Raw genomic sequence first — 16,079 nt, 5'->3', positions numbered from 1 at the left:
ACCGACTGCCCGTTCTACTTCGATCCTTACGGCTGCACCCGATCCCTATCGTCCGACGCCCAGGGTCCGCCCTGCCTGGACAATCCAGCCGTCACCTGCCCGATCAAACAGCTGCAGCGGAGGCCGGGGCCGTGATCGCGGAGCGGGTGCAGAGCACCATCCCCGTCCGGGTCGCTCTACTTCTTCCCCTGCGTGCCGTCGACCGATATCCGCGGCTGCATGTGGAACCGCGGGGCCTCGGTGATGGTCTGCAGGCCCGACACCCGGGAGGTCCTCGAGCTGCGGACCGTCCACGAGCTGCTGCACGCCCTCCTGGACGGCGGGCCCCTGGACACCGACCCGGACCTCCCGCCGGCGGATAATATGCACGCCTGGATCCGTGCGTCCGCCGCCCGCTGCCTCGCCCATACCCTGACCCGAATGTTCGGGATCCGGACCGAGGCCTGGCAGCGGCGATACTACCGACACCTGATCCAGGCATGGAGGAACTCGAATGTTTGAAGCATCGTTTACAGCCGAACCGGTCCCGGATCAGCCGCGGACCTATCGGTTCAAAAATACCACGCCCTCGGACGGCTCGGTCCCGAAATGGGACCCGCTGAAAACCCTCTGGACCGTCTTCGAGCAGGGCGTCACCTATCCCTGGCTGAAAATGTCGGACGAGGGCGAGGATCCCTGGACCTACACCTTCCCCGCCGACGGCGTCTATCGGGTCCACCTGAAGCTGAGCGGGGGAGGCGAGACCGGCCAGGCCGACGTGGAGATCACGATCGGGAATCCGCCCGATCCAGAACCGCAGCCCGAACCGCAGCCGGGGCCGGGACCCGAACCAGAACCGGGCCCGGCGCCACAACCCGGTCCCGGCACCATCGACGATCGGGTGCGGGAGATCGTGCGGGACGAACTCGAGAACTACGTCGTCAAGGTCCCCGAGGCGGACGTGGCGGCGGTAGTCCGGAACGTCCTGAAAGAACTATTCGGAGGTCTGTAAAATGGTCGAACTATTCCTCGAACTCGTAATCGGTTTAATCGTCTCGGTTCTCATCGCCGCGGCCTACGCGGTCCTGGGATACCTGCGAACGCCCGGCCAGGAGCTGGACGGAGTAAAGTTTATGGCTACCCTCATTCTCGGCGCGATTCTGGGAGCTCTCTTCTGGTATATCGGGATCGCCGTCACCTTAGAGACACTGGTCGAATACCTGGTTTCCTACGGGTTCCTGCTGATCATTATCGAGAACGCCCTGAAAGCCGGGATCCGCCGCTCGAAGAAATTATCGGCCTTCTTCGAGTTCCTCGGCGAGGTCCTCCGCGGAGCCCCGTCTCCGGGCTGAACTCCCTCGCCCCCGCCCCGGCGGGACCCTCTCCGGAGGGCCGCGGACCGACACCGCGCCGGGGGCCTCCAGCCATGGCAGCGAATAACTCCAAGTACCGCCCCGAGTTCTGCGACGTCGTGCGGATGGCGGCCCGCGACCGCGACGACCCCATGACCTACGACCAGATCACCGCGATCCTCGCCCCCCTCTGCCCGGGCGGGCTGAACATCGACACGGTCCGGGTCTGGCGGCACCGGCACCCCGAGTTCAAGGCGGCCTGCCTGGACGTGAAACAGGTCGCCGTCGCCGTCGTGGAAAATGCCACGTACCGGCACGCGCAGGGCTACTACGTCCCCGAACCCAAGATGGTCGCGGACCCCGCGGAGACAAAAACCCGCACGATCGCCTTCACGGACCCCGCGGGCGGTGCCCACACGATCAAGGTCCCAGCCGGGTTCCGGGTCGAGTCCATCACCCCGCGATGGGTCGCCGGGAGCCACCAGGACCGCCGGCTCCTGCTCCTGAACTGGCAGCCGGATAAGTGGAAAGACACGCAGAAGATCGAACATTCCGGGGAACTGTCCTGGAAGGCCCTGGTGGAGCGGGCGACGGATGGCGGAGACGCAGACGGCTCATAAAGCGGACGTGGCGGCGGTCCTGCGGCGGGCCCAGGCGGATCCCGTCTGGTGGGTCCGGGAGGTCCTGGGGCACGAGCCCTGGAGTAAACAGGTCGAGGTCCTCGAAAGCGTGCGGGACCACCACAAAACCGCCGTCAAGAGCTGCCACGCCGGCGGAAAATCGTTTATCGCGGCGGACGCGGCGCTCTGGTTCCTCTACACGCACCGCCCCTCGCTCGTGATCACGACGGCACCGACCGATCGGCAGGTCCGCGGGATCCTCTGGAAAGAGATCCGGACATCGCACCAGCGGGCTCGGTACCCGCTCGGCGGAACCCTCCTGACCCAGGAACTCAAACTCGACGAGGACTGGTGGGCCTGGGGGTTTACGGCGCCGGAATACGATCCCGACCGGTTCCAGGGATTCCACGCGATCTATCTCCTGGTCGTGGTCGACGAGGCGAGCGGGGTCTCCGAAGAGATCTTCGACGCCATCAACGGGGTCTTGACGAGCGACCAGTCGCGCCTCCTGCTGATCGGGAACCCGACGAACCCCGCCGGGTCGTTCGCGAAGGCCTTCAAGACGCCCGGGACCGCGAAGGTCTCGATCTCGGCGTTCGATACCCCGAACTTCACCGCCTTCGGCATCACGGAACAGGACATCCTGGCCGGCACCTGGGAATCGAAAATCACCCAGGATCTGCCGGCGCCCTATCTCGTGACGCCCCGCTGGGTCGCCGACCGCCTGCAGGAGTGGGGGCGGTCCTCGCCGCTCTATACGGCGAAGGTCCTCGGCCAGTTCCCGACGGCGGGCGACGATACCCTGATCCCGCTCCACTGGATCGAGGCTGCGATCGAGCGGACCCTGCCGCCCGGGATCCCCGAGGAGCTGGGGGTCGACGTCGCCCGGTTCGGCAGCGACGAGACCGTGATCGTCCACCGCCGGGGCCCCGTCGCCCGCATCCGGAAGGTGATCCCGTTCGGCGATACCATGGAGACCGCCGGCCACGTGGTCGTGGCCCTCCGTGACACCGGCGCCACCCGGGCGAAGGTCGACGCCGTCGGGGTCGGCGCCGGGGTCTACGACCGATTGAAGGAACTCGGGCACCCCGTCGAGGAGATGCAGAGCGGCGAGGCGGCTGCCGATTCCGAACGATACGCGAACGCCCGGGCCGAGTGGTGGTGGGGCCTCCGGACCCGGTTCGAGGAGGAGGAGATCGACCTCGAGGACGACGAGAAGCTGGTCGCCCAGCTCTCGAACATCCGGTATAAACTGAACTCCCGTGGCCAGATCCTCATCGAAAGTAAAGACGACATGAAAAAACGCGGGTTACCCAGCCCCGACCGGGCGGACGCTCTCATGCTGACCTTCGCGGTCCCGAAGGCGGCGCCGGCCCTGGCGTTCGGCACGGTCTCCCGGAGATAACGAGCCATGACACTATCCGCACGCATCCGCAACCTGTTCAAGGACCCGCTCCCGGGCCTCCGCGGGTTCAACGGCGCCGGCAGTCGACCGGCCGGCCCGCAAGCCCAGCAGTTAAACCAGATCTTCTACACCGCCACGAAAGGGATCCCCCGCTACGAGGACCTGCTCTCGGTCCGCCTGCTGGAGCTCTCGCACACGGTCTCGATCCCGCTCGACACGATCCTGCAGCAGGTCACCACCACGCCCTGGGCGATCGCGCCGACCGTCGATAAACCGACCTCGAAACACGCGACCGCTGCGGACGCGATCGAAGAGTTCCTGGACGGCGGGTTCAACGGGAACGACACCACGTTCGACGGCCTCTGTAAGCAGTGGCTGATCGATATCCTCTCGATCGACGCCGGGGTCCTGGAACTCGTGCCGGATGCGGACGGCTGGCTCGCCGAGATCTATCCGCGGGACGGGGCCACCTTTACCAAAAACCCGGACAAGCACGGCCGGCTGCCGCCGCCGGGGTCCGACGAACCTGCATACTACCAGGTCGGCATGCAGCTCGGCGTCGCCCAGGGGTCGCTCTTCTACGGCGGTGCCGGGCTGCCGAAAAAAGACGAGTTCCTCCGCGGCCAGCTCGGGACCCTCGGCATGTACGGCTACCGCCCGATCGCGCCGATCCCCTTTTCGAGGGACCAGATCGTCTGGGTCGAAGAGAACCCGCGGACCTGGCGGACCTACGGATTCGGGCGGATCCAGAAGATCCACCGCCTCGTGGAGATCATCCTGAACCAGGATATTAGCAACCTGAAATATTTCCCCTCCAATGAAATTCCCGAGGGGGTCCTGAACCTGGTCGAGGCGAACCAGCCCGAGGTCGACCGGTTCCGGGAATACTGGCAGACCGATATCGCCGGGAATCCGCACAAAATGCCGATCCTGGGCGCGAAGAACCTGCAGTGGATCCCGTTTAGGCCCAACCTCCGCGACCTGCAGTTCCTGGAGTCCCAGCGGTGGTATCATCACCTGGTCTGGATGACCTTCGGCCTGAACCCGAACGAGGTCGGGGACCTAGCAGACGTGAACAGGTCGACGGCCCAGGAGCAGGCCGAGACCGTCTGGCGGCGGACCACGGTCCCCCTGCTCGAACTCCTGGCGGCGGCCATCAACAAGCGGATCCTGCCATACCTGGCGGCATACTGGGAGATCGACGGCGAACTCGCCTTCGTCTGGGACCCGCAAAACCCGATCCTGCTACGGCAGAAACGGCTCGAGCAGGAATCCGATCTCCGGCTCGGCCTGACGACCCCGAACCGGATCCTCCTGGAGCGGGGCGCGGAGCCCGTGCCCTGGGGCGATATGCCGTTCGACGTCTACCAGGCGATCGCCCGCACGCAGCCCGAATGGTTCTTATCGACGCTCCTCGGCATGGAGGCCCCTGAACCTCTCTTCGGCGGCGGGCCCCTGCTCGGCCTGGCTGCACCCGACGACTCGGTCCGGAAAGCCCTGCAGGACCTCAAAGCCTCGAAGGACGACGACCCGCCCGCCTGGAAGACCCGGATCCGTGCCCTGCACCGGATCGTCTCGGGCGTCTTCGCCGACGAGCTCGGGCGGATCGAGATCCCGGAGACGTTCACCCTGGCGGATATCCCGACGATCGTCGACGGGATCCACCTGACCGAACCCCTGCAGAAGGCCGTGCTCGATCCCATGACCGAGGCCCTGCAGCACGGGATCGATCTCGAAGCGGCCCGCCTGGAGGACGAGCTCAAACCGAAAGCCCGGGGGGCCCGGATATCGGTGAAAAAAGACTACGATATCCGGGAGACCTTCGCGTTTCGGGTGCTGCAGCAGCGGGCGGCGATCCACATGCGATCCGTCGAGGACTCGGTTAAAGAACGGGTCCGCGAGACCCTCACCCGGATCGTCGGCGAGGGCGGGAACGTGATCGAGGCCTGGCGGGCCCTGCAGGCGGACCTCGAGGCGGACCACGCCCTCCTGGTGGCGCGGACCGAGATCCTGGGTGCCGCCCGCTACGGGGTCCAGGCGCTCGGCGAGAAGTCGGGCGACCTGGTCGGCGGGAAACTCTGGAAAAGCCGGAAGATCGCCGGCCGCACGCGGGCCTGGCACGCGGCCATGGACGGCACGATCGTCCCGGTCGCGGAGTCATTCACGGTCCCCCAGCTGGGCGTGAAGGGGCAGCCGAGGGACTACCCGCGGCGGGCCTTCGTGGTCGGCGACGACCAGCCGTTCAACTGCATGTGCGATCAGCGCCTGGTCCTCCGCGAGGACCTGCCCGCGGACCTCCGGGCCCTCCGGAGTCTGCACGTGCAACCGGTCCTCTCCGAACGGCAGCAGGAGATCCTGCTGAAGCACGGATATCCCGGGGAGACCCTGCGCGATCTCCTGGACCGCCTGGACAAAGAGCTGAGCAAGAATAAGACCGCCGACCGCCTCGGGATCGGGAAAGCGACCCTGTTCGAGTGGCGGCGGCAGGAAGGGCTCCAGTAGTTCAGTCCGGTTCACCGACCACACTGAACCGGGCTGAACCCATAACCCTATACCGTTCTATCCTTACTGCAGATGCCAGAACGTCGCATCAAATCGGTATCGGTCGACCCGAAGCAGGTCAAGATCTGGCGGGCGCCCCTCCGCGGCGACGGTCCCGAGACGATCTACGTCGACGTTCCGGTCTCATCGCTCAGCGTGGACCGGGACGGGGACCAGTTCTCGGAGGCGGGTCTCCAGGCGCTCCTGGCCGCCGTCAAGACCGGCCGGGTCCCGCTCTACGCGAACCACGGGCGGGGACCCTCCGGGATGGCCGAGTATCGGTTCGAGGATATTTTCGGCGTCTGGAACGACGGGCGGATCGTGGACGGCGTGCTTCGTGCCGTCGCCGCGCTCGATCCCTACGACTACCGCTCCCAGGTCCTGGAGGGAAAGATCCAGGCCGGCCTGCCCCTGGGGTGGAGCGTCGGGTTCATCCCGACCGTCTCCAGCCCCCGGAAAGAGGGCGGCTGGACCTTCGACGACGCGGACCTCCTGGAGATCTCCGTCGTGGGGATCCCGTCGAACCCCGATGCCGTCAGCGCCGCGATCGCCGCGGTCGCTAAATCCTTTCTAACGGAGCCAGAAATGCCCGAAGACGACCTTATCCACAAGAAGAAACAGGGCGACGACGAGGAGGAGGAGAAACCCTCCGACGAGGAAAAGCCCGAAGGCGAGGACGAGGAGAAGGAGCAGAAACCCTGTTCCGGTGACGACGATGAGGAGAAGGGCGTCCAGGTCCTGGACGAGGCCCAGATCCGGCAGATCGTCGCCGACGAGATGCACAAAGCCCTCGAGCCCGTGCTCGACCGCCTGAAAGCCCTCGACGCCCTGCCTGCGATCCAGGCGTCCCTGGCGGCGTCAAAAACCGCCCGGAAGACTGCCGAACCTCGCGGGATCGTCGTCGTCCGCGAACCGAAGACAGAACAGAAGGCCGCACCGCCGGCCGAGCCCGGTCTCGAGTTCGTGCCGGCCTACTAAAGGAGGTATCAAGAAACCATGCCAGCCATCCGCGACGTGCTCGGACTCCGCAAGGACCCGGGCCGCACCTTTGAAGCGATGTGGGAACGCCACGGGTTCCGCGCCCTGTCCAGCGGGTTCACGCCGTCGATCCAGTCCATGTTCTACGGCAAGCCCGAGAACGTCGAGAAAGCCCGCGGGCTCACCCAGCGCGGCATCCAGAAGTTCATCGGCGCCATGGAGCAGAAACAGGTCACCAGCACAACGGTCACCGACGCCGTGCCGATCGCCTTCGACCCCGAGATCCTGGACATCATGCGGAAAGACGCGCCGCTCCTGGCCCGCCTGCCGCAGGTCGGATATCGTGGATACACCGTTCGGACGAACGTCATCAGCGCCCGCGACGCCCCCCGCGGCTGGGTCTCGGAGGCGAACTCCCTCGACCTGTCCACCGTCACGAACGAGTTCACCCTCGCCGACACCGACTACGACATGAAGATCTACGTCGACGCGGTGAACGTCGGCGACTTCGCCGAACGCGGCGCCGAGGGGGGATACGTGCCCGTGCGGGAGACCGCGCTCGGTGCCCGCGTCTCCGAATACCTGCAGTATAAGGAGCAGGCGATCCTCTACGGCGACCACTCCCAGGCCCTCCAGGACGGCAGCCCCGGCGACGCGAACGTCTTCGACGGCATGAGCGTCCACGCCACGACCGGCGGCAACAACATCGACAAATCCGGCGTCAACCTGGCCGCCTCCGACGCCCTCCTGAAGGATATCAAGGCCGAGGTAAAAGACCTGCTGCAGAACGCGAACGTCAGCAAGGGCGACTTGGAGATCTGGACCAGCCACACGCTGTTCGACGAGCTCGAGAACGAGATGCAGGTCCGGGCGATCATCGACAACAACGCGAACTCGTTCAACTACGGGTTCGAGATCATCTACATCAGCGGGGTCCCCGTGATCGCCAGCCACAACGTCACCGAGCATACCTATACCGACGCCCAGCCCGTCACCTATACTATCGGCAGCGAGGGCGACGTGTTCATCGTCAACAAGCGGGCGAGCTACTACGCCAGCCTGGCGCCGCTGTTCTTGCTGCCCCTGGGCCGGATCGGGCTCGCCGAGCACTTCGCTCTCGGGGAGTACGGGACCTACGTGGACCGCAGCCAGGGCGTCTTCGGCAAGTGGCTCTACGACTACGCGATCTGAGGGGGGAGCGAGATGACCATTCTCGCCCGCCCCCGGGCTGACCCGGATATCGTCGTGGCCGTCGAGGTGTTCCGGAAGACGGGTGTCATCGAGGGTATCGCCACATCCTGCGACCTGGTGATCGAGCCCGAGGTCGAATACGCATCCGTCCCGGCGGTCCTGGGGATCCCGCAGCTGATCCCGGGCGCCGAGTCCGCCAGCACGAAGATCTCCAGCTTCGAGATCACCGCCCAGGACGTAGACGAGATCACCGTCACCGTCCACGTGGACCAGGCCCCCGGCGGCGGGAAGAGCAACGGCATCCTGTTCTACGGCGGGCTGATCGGGATCCCGGCGAGGTGATACCATGCACCTCGTCCGCCCGCGCACGAACCCGAACATCACCGCCGCCGTCGAGGGGTTCGCGGTCTTCGCCGATATCACCGGCATCCCGCAGGTCCTGACCGGCACCGTCACTGCCGGCGCCACGGCGAACGGGACCCTGGTGATCCGCCTGACCGCCAACGGCATGACGGGATCGCCGATCGACACGAACGTCCCCGTCCTCCAGGACGACGACGTGGCGGCCGTCGCCGAGAAGATCGCCGAAGAGCTCGGCAAGGATACGGACATCGCGGCCTGGTTCGACATCGCGGTGGACGGCGCCGCGATCGTCCTCACGCGGAAGACCTGGGCCGAGAACGACGCCACCATGGCGATCGCCGTCCAGGACGCCGACAGCACCAGTGTCGCGATGGACAGCGACATCACGACCGAAGGCACTCTCTACGACTTCTGCGACCTGGTGATCCCGATCGCCGGTACATACGTCGACGAGGTACCTGTCACCGTGGGGATCCCGCAGCTCGAACCCGGCGACGGCGCCGCCTGCACGAAGATCGAGAGCTGGGAGATCGTGCACCAGACGGAGGAACGGATCGAGGTCCGGGTCCGCCTGGACACCGCCCCCGGCGCCGGGAAGTCGGCGACGGTCTCGCTCTACTGCGGCCTGCTGGGACAGCCGGTGCGGAGGTAACCATGGCCCGCGTCCTGCACGTGAAGAACGGTATCCCGGTGCCGGCAGACCGGGAGAAAGATCAGGAGGACCGCGATGACCCGCGGCGTGAACCCGAGCGCGATTGAATCGATCCCCGTCCCGGACACTGATCCCGTCTACTCGACGGCGATCGACATGCGCACGATCGGGAAGATTCTCGTGAAGGTGACGAACAACACCGACAAGCAGGTCGCCGTCGTCCTGGAGAGGACCACCTTCGACGACCCGGACTTCGATGCCCCGGTCGCCACGGCCGGCGTGGACCTGGCGGCCGACGCCACGACCTACGTCGTCGAATCCGATCCCTGGTCCTGGGTCCGGGTGAAGGCGACCGCCGCCGAAGCACCGGCCGGCGGGAGCACCGTCGACCTGGTCTGGGAGTTCCGGCACGGGAGGGACTGATCCATGGTTTACGGTGACGCATCCCGGGCGATCGCGCTGAGCGGCGTCACGCATGCCGACCTCGGGCTCGACGACGACGGGGCCCTGACCGGCCTCGCCGACGCCCTCCTGGACCAGGCGGCCGGCCTGATCGATACCTACTGCGGGCGGGACTTCGCCCTGCATGAAGACGTCGAGGAGACTCTCGACGGGAACGGGCGGGACCGGATCCGCCTGGCCGGGTTCCCGGTCTCCGCCCTGACGACCGTCACCCTGGACGGCCGACCCCTCACGGAAGGCACCGACTTTTACGTGAAGACCGACGCGGGGATCCTGGTCCGGATGGACGGCGGCACCTGGACCCGCGGGTTCCAGAACCTGGCCGTCGTCTACAGTTACGGATACGCCGTACCGCCGCCCGCGATCGTCCGACTCGCCGAGGAGATGGCGATCTCTGCCCTGCAGAAAGGGAAACGGGACCGCCAGATCGCCGGCGGGGTCGCGTCGGTATCCATGGACGGTTTTTCGATCTCGTTCTCGGCGATGGCGGCGGCCATGAACCTCACCGCGGAGATGCAGCAGGTGCTCGACCGCTTCCGCGTGACGGGGGGCGCCTGAGATGGTCGAGTTCACCCGCGAGGACGTGGAGAAGATCACCGAGACCTACGCGATCGTCAAGGACCTCAAAGAGAAGGTCGATACCTGCCTCGACGACCACGAGGACCGGCTCCGCGTCCTGGAGGCGCAGCGCCACCGCTGGCTCGGACGGGACGGGATCATCGTGGGCGGGATCTCTATGGGGGTCGCCCTGGTGATCGCGTTCTTTTCCTGGCTGCTCGGGAGGTTCGGATCACCATGATCGACGGTCTCGTGCAGGCCGGGGGAAAACCGGCACTCCTGGTGCAGTGTATTTCGGCAGTATTCGACGCCGATGATACCCTGGACCCTACCGCCTCCACCTGGATCCTGCAGGTGGTCAAAACCATACTCTCCAGCCCGTCAGAGAAGGAATTACGAAGGATGGAAGGTCGCGGGATCGACGCTTCAATGCTCGCCACGGTCCCGTCCACCCTGACCATCCGATCCGAACGGGAAGGGGTGGCCGACCAGGTCCTCCGCCTGCCCGGGATCTCGAGCTTCACCGTCACGCAGCCGGGCGGCGTCTGGACCGTCACGATCGGCGCCAACAGTTACCCGGTCGCGTTCTCGGGGGCGTCGGTCCTCCTGGAGGGATATCCCGGGGAGGTCCGGCAGTACGTCGTGGCGGACGTGCGGCGGGTCGAGCACCCGTTCGCGCCCGGCCTGGTAAAAAATACGCTCTACCTGCGGGAACTCCCGGGGCGGCAGCCATGAGCTACGAGATCCGCCGGACCGTCGTCAACTTCCCCGACCACCCGGCGATCGTCTCGGAAGAACTGTTCAAGGCAGCCCTGCGGACCCGCGACCTCTGGCGGGACAACCTGGACGCCGGGAAAGGCGCCCTCGGGGACCACGGGCGGCCCTACGTCTCCACGGGCGAGGCCGTCAACCGGACGACCGTCTACCCCGAAGAACCGGGCGCGATGGTCTACGACGTGGTCGGGGAAACGATCCAGCACGTGATCGCGGAGTTCGGACGGCGGCCCGGGGCGAAGATGCCGCCGCACGACGCCATCGCCGCGTGGTGCCGCCTGCAGGGTCTGGTCCCGAACGAGGGGGAGACCTTCGACGAGATGGTGCTGAACATCCGGCGCCACATCGCGGTCCACGGTCTGACGGCCTTCGCGCCGCTGCAGCTGGCCGTCGACACCATCGCCCCGACCGTCGAACGGGCAATCGAGCGCCGCATCCGCGAGGGCGAAAAGAGAGCCCAGCAGTACCGCCAGGGCATCCTGGACCGATAACCGAACACCGGACCGGCCGCGAACGAGCAGCCGATTCAAGAGAAACCGAACGAGGTGATATATGGGAACTACCGTTTCTTCTGACGCTTTATCCGAGACCATCGTCCGCGACCTCTGGCGCGACCTGCTCCGGCTCGCCGTCGCGGGCGGGGCCATCACCGACCCGAAAACCGCCAGCCGGCCGCCGGGATCGCCGATGGTCGTGACCGCCTTCCCCGACCGCAACCGGTTTTATCCGCACGTCGTGGTCGCGGAGGCGTCCGATAGTGCCGAACGGCCGGACCTCCGGGCGGACCTCTGGAAACACCAGTACGCCGTCGCCCTGGAGATCCACGCCGAGACGAACACGCACCTGTACCGGATCCGCGACCAGCTGACCGGCTGGATCGAGTCGAACCCCCGCACCCTGGAACTCGCCGGGTTCGTGGACACGGCGATCGGGCAGTCGATCAGCACGACCTGGGATGCAGGTTCCGCCGTCAAGTCCTGGCGGATCCGGGTGCAGGGGCTGGTCTACACCAACCCGCCGACATCCGCCCTGATCCGGATCCTGGCGCGGGCCGGACCGGCGGCCGTGTTCGCCAGCGAGAACCCGGTGCTCGGTGCCGGCGAGCCCGGACGCGAAACCGATACCGGCAGAATCAAGATCGGAGACGGCAGCGCCTCCTGGAACGTGCTGCCCTACTACGGAGAGTAACACCATGACCGAACGCTATCTCCTGGCGTCCCAGCGGCAGATCAGCTGGGGCGACGAGGGGGTCACCCCCTACGTCAAAGCAGCGACCCTGACGAACCCCTTCGGCCTGATCGTCGACGACGTGACGTTCCCGAAAGTCAACCCGAAGACCGCGAAGGCGACGGCCGGCGGGATCCGGGGGCCGCACCTGTTCAGCAAAGACGAATACGACCTGAGCTTCACGGTCCCGTTCGAGATCCTGGACGATAAAGTGCCGTTCCAGTGCGCGATCGGGCCCGATTCGCCGGTCTCCGGCACGGGCTACACGGGCACGAAGTTCACGAGCGCGGATATCCTGGAGACCGTGACCGTCGAACGGTGCCAGCGGGACGCCGCCCTGATCGAAGACTACGTCGGGTGCAAGGCCGATCTCACGCTATCGGCCCGGCGCGGCGAGGCCCTGAAAGCGACCATGGACTTCGTCGCCGCGATCCTGGACGTCGATTATGCCGCCGGCAGTTTCCCGCCGGTCACGGTCCCGACGCTCCAGCCCTACCGGTTCTGGATGCTCGGGGAAGTGACGGTCGGCGGGACACCGCTCGCCAATATCAATTCGTTCGACCTCGCCTGGAAGAACGGGCTGGCGGCCCGCGGGCACGCCGGCGACGCCACCCGGAACGCCTACTGCATCGTCGAGGAGGAGGCCGAAGGCCGGTACGACATGCGACTCGGCGTCACGATCCTGGATACCAGCCTCTACCAGGACTGCATCGAGGACGCCGCCGCGGTCGACGTGGTGATCCCGCTCCTGCGGGACGGGGCCGCCAGCTGGGCCGCCTGCTTGGATGGGATGCAGATCACGCTCTCCGACTGCGTGATCCTGGACGCCCCGGTCTCCTCGCCGGCGAAGGGCGACCTGCAGGCGGAGATCGTGCTCGGACCGCTGGGAACGACCGAAGTCGAGATCCGGGTGCCGTCCGCATGATCGCGAAGCGCATGGAGGCGAAGCCGGAATGACCGCCGAACTGACCTGGACCCAGGCGCTCGAGGCGTTCGAGCGGCAGCGGCAGGAGACCCGGACCCTGGCATTCGACGTGCCGGGAGGCGAGATCCGTTTTGTGATCCGGGCCCTGACCCAGCTGGAAAAAGACCAGCTGGAGGCGAAGGCGCTCCGCGGCCGGTCCCGGAACCGGGGCGGCGCGATCGGGCCCGACGAGATCCGGACCGTGAAAGTCGAGACCATCAAGGCGGGGATCGTCGAAGGTCCCGCCGGGTTCCAGCCGACCGCCGAGAACATCGCAGCGCTGCCGGCCCACGTTCGGGACGGCCTGGCGGACGCGATCGGCACATTCCACGAGCTCGACGAGGAGACGCAGCGGTCCTTTCGAGTTGTGGGGGCGGGGGCTGGCGATCGAGCCGACTGATGCCTGGGAGTCCCGGGTGATGCAGGATTCTGTCCTGTGGTCGGAGTACGGCTGCCCGTTCGATCTGCGGGCGGTCCTGCCCGTCCGGGAATACCGGGCCCACCTGGCGATCCTGAAAGGCAAAGGGGATAAAATGGACGAAGAACGGCGGAAGAACGAACGACGGTTCCGGAGGCGGTAACAGCATGGTCGTCATCTCCGAACTGATCGCCCGCTACGCGGCCCAGGGATACCAGCAGGTCGTCGACGCGGAGAATCGAGTCCGGAAAGCCATCTCGGAGACGGCGCGGACCGCGGCAGCGGACGAAGGGAAAACCCAGCGGTGGATGGAACGCCACAAGTCGGCCCTGCAGTCGATCGGGCTCGCCGCCTCCGGCGCCATGGCGGCGATCATCGCGCTCTCCCCGGACCTCCGGGCGGCGCTCGGAGAGACGTATCTCTGGTTTTCCATGCTCGCCATGGAGATCGGGGAGACCTGGGCGCCGGCCTTCGACTGGCTGGCGGAGAAAGCGGAGGCGCTTTACGAGTGGTTCGACTCCCTGCCGGAACCGGTCCAGGACGTTATCGCCTGGGGGGCGCTCCTGGTGCTCGGGCTGCTCGCCATCGCCGGGGCGGCCGCCACGGCCGCCTGGATACTCCCGATCCTGAGCGGCGGGTTCGGCCTGCTCGGCGGGTCGTTCCTGGTGGCGAAATTCGGGGCCCTGGCCGCCCTCCTCGGCATGTCCACCCTGGCGCTCGGGTTATCGATCCTGGCCGGCCTGGTGCTGGGCGGGATCGTGGTCTGGGGTCTCTGGAAACTCGGCATCATCCAGGCGGTCGAGGACGCCGGCGCGGCGTTCGGCCGCTGGCTGCACAATGCCCTCACGATCCTGGGGAATTTTAAGGATAACGTCGTGCAGTGGCTGCAGCTCGTGGCCGCCACGGCCAGCGTCTGGGGGGCGCAGTTCGCCCTGAACTGGGTGAACGCCGTCATCCAGAACGTCCCGATCCTGGGGGAGAAGCTGGGCGGGCTCCTGGACCCGATCCGCCAGCAGCTGGAGACGGCCCGGGCCACGATGGAGGCCGGCTGGGCGGACTGGAACGCACGGGGCGGGTTCGCGGAGGGCTTGACCGTCGGCGTGCAGACCGGACCCGTCACCGTGAACCGCACGGTCTCGGACCTGATCGGCGGTGCGGACGCGGCCCTGTTCGGCCTGGTCGACGCCCTGACCGGGACATCGGACGCGATCGACGACGAGCAGGCCCGCATGCAGGAACTCCTGCAGACCCTCGGCCCGGACACCTCGAAGACGGCGGAGCAGTTCGCCGCCAGCATGACATCAATGCAGTCGAACATCTCCACGACCGCCCGGACCACGGAGACCGAGACGGCGAAGGTCCATACTGCAGTCGCATCGACCTTTACCGACCTGGTGAACCGCTCGCCCGTCTGGGGATCGGACCTCATGGGGAAGTTCATCGACGGCGTGCGGTCCCGCATGCCGCAGCTCCAGGCGGAACTATCCGCGATCCGGGCTATGATCGAGGCGGCCCTGTCGTTCGATATCGCCGAGAACGACCGCCTGGCCGAACAGTGGGGCCGCGATATGGTGACGCATTTTAACCGCGGCGCGCGGGCGATCCCGGTAGCCGCACCGGCACCGGCAGGCGGCGGCGGGACCACGGTCCACGTCACGGTCGAACGGGGCGCCGTCCAGATCTCCGGGTCCGACGCCCGCGGCATGGACGAACAGAAACTCGCCCGATACGTCTCGGACGCGATCGGGAAAGCACTCCGGGGGCGGTCCTGATATGGGATACCAGGACGTCCGGCTGCAGAAACTCGGGGTCGTCGTGGCCTACTTCTGCCCGGTCCAGGAGATCACGCCGGTCCTGAAAAACAACCTGTTCGCCCAGGACCGCTCGAATGATAAAGGGACGGTCCTGAAAGACAAGCGGATGTGGCACCACGAGATCGTGGTCCAGGGGGAGTTCCTCCACACGGACGAACTCCCGGACGACCACGCGGAAGGGCTGCGGTCCCTGTTCGGGGTGCCGGACGTGACGCCGGCCATGCAGCTGCGCCGGGTGGTAGCGTTCGCCCTGGGCGTCGGCGGGTCGTTCGACCTGTACGTGAACGACGACGCTTATACCGGTAAAATCACGGGCCAGCAGCACTATACCCACGGGGGGAACGTCTACCCGCAGGTGGCGATCGACGAGATCCGGCCGATCATCACCGGCGCCCACGCACGCGCCATCCCCTACACGGTGAAGTTCATCGCGGGGATCCCGACGGGAGGGTCCTGAGATGCTGGCCGGCTGGGGCGCTCCGAAAGTCACGATCACGATCGACCATACCCAGATCGGGGAGGACCTGCAGAACTTCCCCCTGGCCGTGGTCCTCTCGGACTCCGCCGGGTCGACCGGGACGAACCTCCGGCCGGTCGTGACCGACCTCGGGACCGACTACCGGAAACTGGCGATCGCGACGGCGGAGGATACCGAGTGTTACGTCGAGGTCGCGGAATGGAGCCCGGCGGACGGATTCGGGCTGCTCTACGTGAAAGTTCCCTCGATCTCGGCGACCGAGGATACGGTCCTGTATCTCTACTACGACCCGGACCACGCCGA

The 16,079-nt window shown here is 66.6% G+C and carries 22 protein-coding genes; all 22 read left to right on the top strand.

Translation table 11 applies throughout. The features are described from left to right. The first annotated feature begins 192 nt into the window (after positions 1-192). The gene (locus tag QMC96_12545) at positions 193-501 is read left to right on the top strand and encodes a hypothetical protein (GenBank protein MDI6877586.1); all 309 of its coding nucleotides are present in this window, start codon (positions 193-195) and stop codon (positions 499-501) included. Continuing rightward, the gene (locus tag QMC96_12540; protein ID MDI6877585.1) at positions 494-991 is read left to right on the top strand and encodes a hypothetical protein; all 498 of its coding nucleotides are present in this window, start codon (positions 494-496) and stop codon (positions 989-991) included. The genes QMC96_12545 and QMC96_12540 overlap by 8 nt, the downstream gene beginning before the upstream one ends. A gap of 1 nt (position 992) precedes the next feature. Then, the gene (locus tag QMC96_12535; GenBank protein ID MDI6877584.1) at positions 993-1,331 is read left to right on the top strand and encodes a hypothetical protein; all 339 of its coding nucleotides are present in this window, start codon (positions 993-995) and stop codon (positions 1,329-1,331) included. Positions 1,332-1,405: 74 nt separating this feature from the next. Beyond that, positions 1,406-1,951, top strand: a complete 546-nt coding sequence (locus tag QMC96_12530) for a hypothetical protein (GenBank protein ID MDI6877583.1) — start codon at positions 1,406-1,408, stop codon at positions 1,949-1,951. Continuing rightward, positions 1,926-3,356 (top strand): hypothetical protein, encoded by a 1,431-nt coding sequence (locus QMC96_12525; protein ID MDI6877582.1) that lies wholly within the window; start codon positions 1,926-1,928, stop codon positions 3,354-3,356. The genes QMC96_12530 and QMC96_12525 overlap by 26 nt, the downstream gene beginning before the upstream one ends. A 6-nt stretch (positions 3,357-3,362) precedes the next feature. After that, positions 3,363-5,858: a phage portal protein gene (locus QMC96_12520; protein MDI6877581.1), complete on the top strand. Its 2,496-nt coding sequence runs from the start codon at positions 3,363-3,365 to the stop codon at positions 5,856-5,858. Positions 5,859-5,930: 72 nt separating this feature from the next. Beyond that, entirely contained in the window at positions 5,931-6,875 is a 945-nt protein-coding gene (locus QMC96_12515; GenBank protein ID MDI6877580.1) for a hypothetical protein, read from the top strand. Between the two features lie 18 nt (positions 6,876-6,893). Further along, a complete protein-coding gene (locus tag QMC96_12510) occupies positions 6,894-8,066 on the top strand; it encodes a hypothetical protein (GenBank protein MDI6877579.1) in 1,173 nt (390 codons plus the stop codon). A gap of 12 nt (positions 8,067-8,078) precedes the next feature. Then, positions 8,079-8,408: a hypothetical protein gene (locus QMC96_12505; protein ID MDI6877578.1), complete on the top strand. Its 330-nt coding sequence runs from the start codon at positions 8,079-8,081 to the stop codon at positions 8,406-8,408. 4 nt (positions 8,409-8,412) lie between these two features. Further along, entirely contained in the window at positions 8,413-9,081 is a 669-nt protein-coding gene (locus QMC96_12500) for a hypothetical protein (GenBank protein MDI6877577.1), read from the top strand. 75 nt (positions 9,082-9,156) lie between these two features. Beyond that, positions 9,157-9,504 carry a hypothetical protein gene (locus tag QMC96_12495; GenBank protein MDI6877576.1) on the top strand — a complete coding sequence of 116 codons (348 nt, stop codon included), beginning with the start codon at positions 9,157-9,159 and terminating at the stop codon, positions 9,502-9,504. Positions 9,505-9,507: 3 nt separating this feature from the next. Further along, complete coding sequence (locus QMC96_12490; protein ID MDI6877575.1) at positions 9,508-10,101, top strand: hypothetical protein; 594 nt, start codon at positions 9,508-9,510, stop codon at positions 10,099-10,101. Between the two features lies 1 nt (position 10,102). After that, on the top strand, positions 10,103-10,342 hold the full coding sequence (locus QMC96_12485; GenBank protein MDI6877574.1) for a hypothetical protein: 240 nt from the start codon (positions 10,103-10,105) through the stop codon (positions 10,340-10,342). Next, complete coding sequence (locus QMC96_12480) at positions 10,339-10,836, top strand: hypothetical protein (GenBank protein MDI6877573.1); 498 nt, start codon at positions 10,339-10,341, stop codon at positions 10,834-10,836. Before QMC96_12485 ends, QMC96_12480 begins: the two co-directional genes overlap by 4 nt. After that, positions 10,833-11,366 carry a hypothetical protein gene (locus QMC96_12475; protein ID MDI6877572.1) on the top strand — a complete coding sequence of 178 codons (534 nt, stop codon included), beginning with the start codon at positions 10,833-10,835 and terminating at the stop codon, positions 11,364-11,366. The genes QMC96_12480 and QMC96_12475 overlap by 4 nt, the downstream gene beginning before the upstream one ends. 61 nt (positions 11,367-11,427) lie before the next feature. Then, positions 11,428-12,063: a hypothetical protein gene (locus QMC96_12470; GenBank protein MDI6877571.1), complete on the top strand. Its 636-nt coding sequence runs from the start codon at positions 11,428-11,430 to the stop codon at positions 12,061-12,063. Between the two features lie 4 nt (positions 12,064-12,067). Next, the gene (locus QMC96_12465; GenBank protein ID MDI6877570.1) at positions 12,068-13,027 is read left to right on the top strand and encodes a hypothetical protein; all 960 of its coding nucleotides are present in this window, start codon (positions 12,068-12,070) and stop codon (positions 13,025-13,027) included. A 28-nt stretch (positions 13,028-13,055) separates the two neighbouring features. Beyond that, positions 13,056-13,466 carry a hypothetical protein gene (locus QMC96_12460; protein ID MDI6877569.1) on the top strand — a complete coding sequence of 137 codons (411 nt, stop codon included), beginning with the start codon at positions 13,056-13,058 and terminating at the stop codon, positions 13,464-13,466. Between the two features lie 19 nt (positions 13,467-13,485). Further along, positions 13,486-13,647: a hypothetical protein gene (locus tag QMC96_12455; protein ID MDI6877568.1), complete on the top strand. Its 162-nt coding sequence runs from the start codon at positions 13,486-13,488 to the stop codon at positions 13,645-13,647. Between the two features lie 4 nt (positions 13,648-13,651). Further along, positions 13,652-15,256: a hypothetical protein gene (locus QMC96_12450; protein ID MDI6877567.1), complete on the top strand. Its 1,605-nt coding sequence runs from the start codon at positions 13,652-13,654 to the stop codon at positions 15,254-15,256. Between the two features lies 1 nt (position 15,257). Further along, on the top strand, positions 15,258-15,755 hold the full coding sequence (locus QMC96_12445) for a hypothetical protein (GenBank protein ID MDI6877566.1): 498 nt from the start codon (positions 15,258-15,260) through the stop codon (positions 15,753-15,755). A gap of 1 nt (position 15,756) precedes the next feature. Continuing rightward, positions 15,757-16,079, top strand: a 323-nt coding sequence (locus QMC96_12440; GenBank protein MDI6877565.1) for a hypothetical protein, incomplete at its 3' end; no start/stop codon positions are given.

The sequence above is a fragment of the Methanomicrobiales archaeon genome (assembly GCA_030019205.1).
GTDB lineage: Archaea > Halobacteriota > Methanomicrobia > Methanomicrobiales > JACTUA01 > JASEFH01.
This window is presented reverse-complemented; position numbering and strand designations above follow the sequence as displayed.

Excerpts from the sequence above, each read along its gene's own strand:
- QMC96_12525 (MDI6877582.1), top strand. The coding sequence starts at position 1,926 with ATGGCGGAGACGCAGACGGCTCATAAAGCGGACGTGGCGGCGGTCCTG.
- QMC96_12455 (MDI6877568.1), top strand. The coding sequence starts at position 13,486 with ATGCAGGATTCTGTCCTGTGGTCGGAGTACGGCTGCCCGTTCGATCTG.
- QMC96_12450 (MDI6877567.1), top strand. The coding sequence starts at position 13,652 with ATGGTCGTCATCTCCGAACTGATCGCCCGCTACGCGGCCCAGGGATAC.
- QMC96_12445 (MDI6877566.1), top strand. The coding sequence starts at position 15,258 with ATGGGATACCAGGACGTCCGGCTGCAGAAACTCGGGGTCGTCGTGGCC.
- QMC96_12520 (MDI6877581.1), top strand. The coding sequence starts at position 3,363 with ATGACACTATCCGCACGCATCCGCAACCTGTTCAAGGACCCGCTCCCG.
- QMC96_12485 (MDI6877574.1), top strand. The coding sequence starts at position 10,103 with ATGGTCGAGTTCACCCGCGAGGACGTGGAGAAGATCACCGAGACCTAC.
- QMC96_12510 (MDI6877579.1), top strand. The coding sequence starts at position 6,894 with ATGCCAGCCATCCGCGACGTGCTCGGACTCCGCAAGGACCCGGGCCGC.
- QMC96_12460 (MDI6877569.1), top strand. The coding sequence starts at position 13,056 with ATGACCGCCGAACTGACCTGGACCCAGGCGCTCGAGGCGTTCGAGCGG.
- QMC96_12475 (MDI6877572.1), top strand. The coding sequence starts at position 10,833 with ATGAGCTACGAGATCCGCCGGACCGTCGTCAACTTCCCCGACCACCCG.
- QMC96_12535 (MDI6877584.1), top strand. The coding sequence starts at position 993 with ATGGTCGAACTATTCCTCGAACTCGTAATCGGTTTAATCGTCTCGGTT.
- QMC96_12540 (MDI6877585.1), top strand. The coding sequence starts at position 494 with ATGTTTGAAGCATCGTTTACAGCCGAACCGGTCCCGGATCAGCCGCGG.
- QMC96_12500 (MDI6877577.1), top strand. The coding sequence starts at position 8,413 with ATGCACCTCGTCCGCCCGCGCACGAACCCGAACATCACCGCCGCCGTC.
- QMC96_12490 (MDI6877575.1), top strand. The coding sequence starts at position 9,508 with ATGGTTTACGGTGACGCATCCCGGGCGATCGCGCTGAGCGGCGTCACG.
- QMC96_12465 (MDI6877570.1), top strand. The coding sequence starts at position 12,068 with ATGACCGAACGCTATCTCCTGGCGTCCCAGCGGCAGATCAGCTGGGGC.
- QMC96_12470 (MDI6877571.1), top strand. The coding sequence starts at position 11,428 with ATGGGAACTACCGTTTCTTCTGACGCTTTATCCGAGACCATCGTCCGC.
- QMC96_12530 (MDI6877583.1), top strand. The coding sequence starts at position 1,406 with ATGGCAGCGAATAACTCCAAGTACCGCCCCGAGTTCTGCGACGTCGTG.
- QMC96_12495 (MDI6877576.1), top strand. The coding sequence starts at position 9,157 with ATGACCCGCGGCGTGAACCCGAGCGCGATTGAATCGATCCCCGTCCCG.
- QMC96_12505 (MDI6877578.1), top strand. The coding sequence starts at position 8,079 with ATGACCATTCTCGCCCGCCCCCGGGCTGACCCGGATATCGTCGTGGCC.
- QMC96_12480 (MDI6877573.1), top strand. The coding sequence starts at position 10,339 with ATGATCGACGGTCTCGTGCAGGCCGGGGGAAAACCGGCACTCCTGGTG.
- QMC96_12515 (MDI6877580.1), top strand. The coding sequence starts at position 5,931 with ATGCCAGAACGTCGCATCAAATCGGTATCGGTCGACCCGAAGCAGGTC.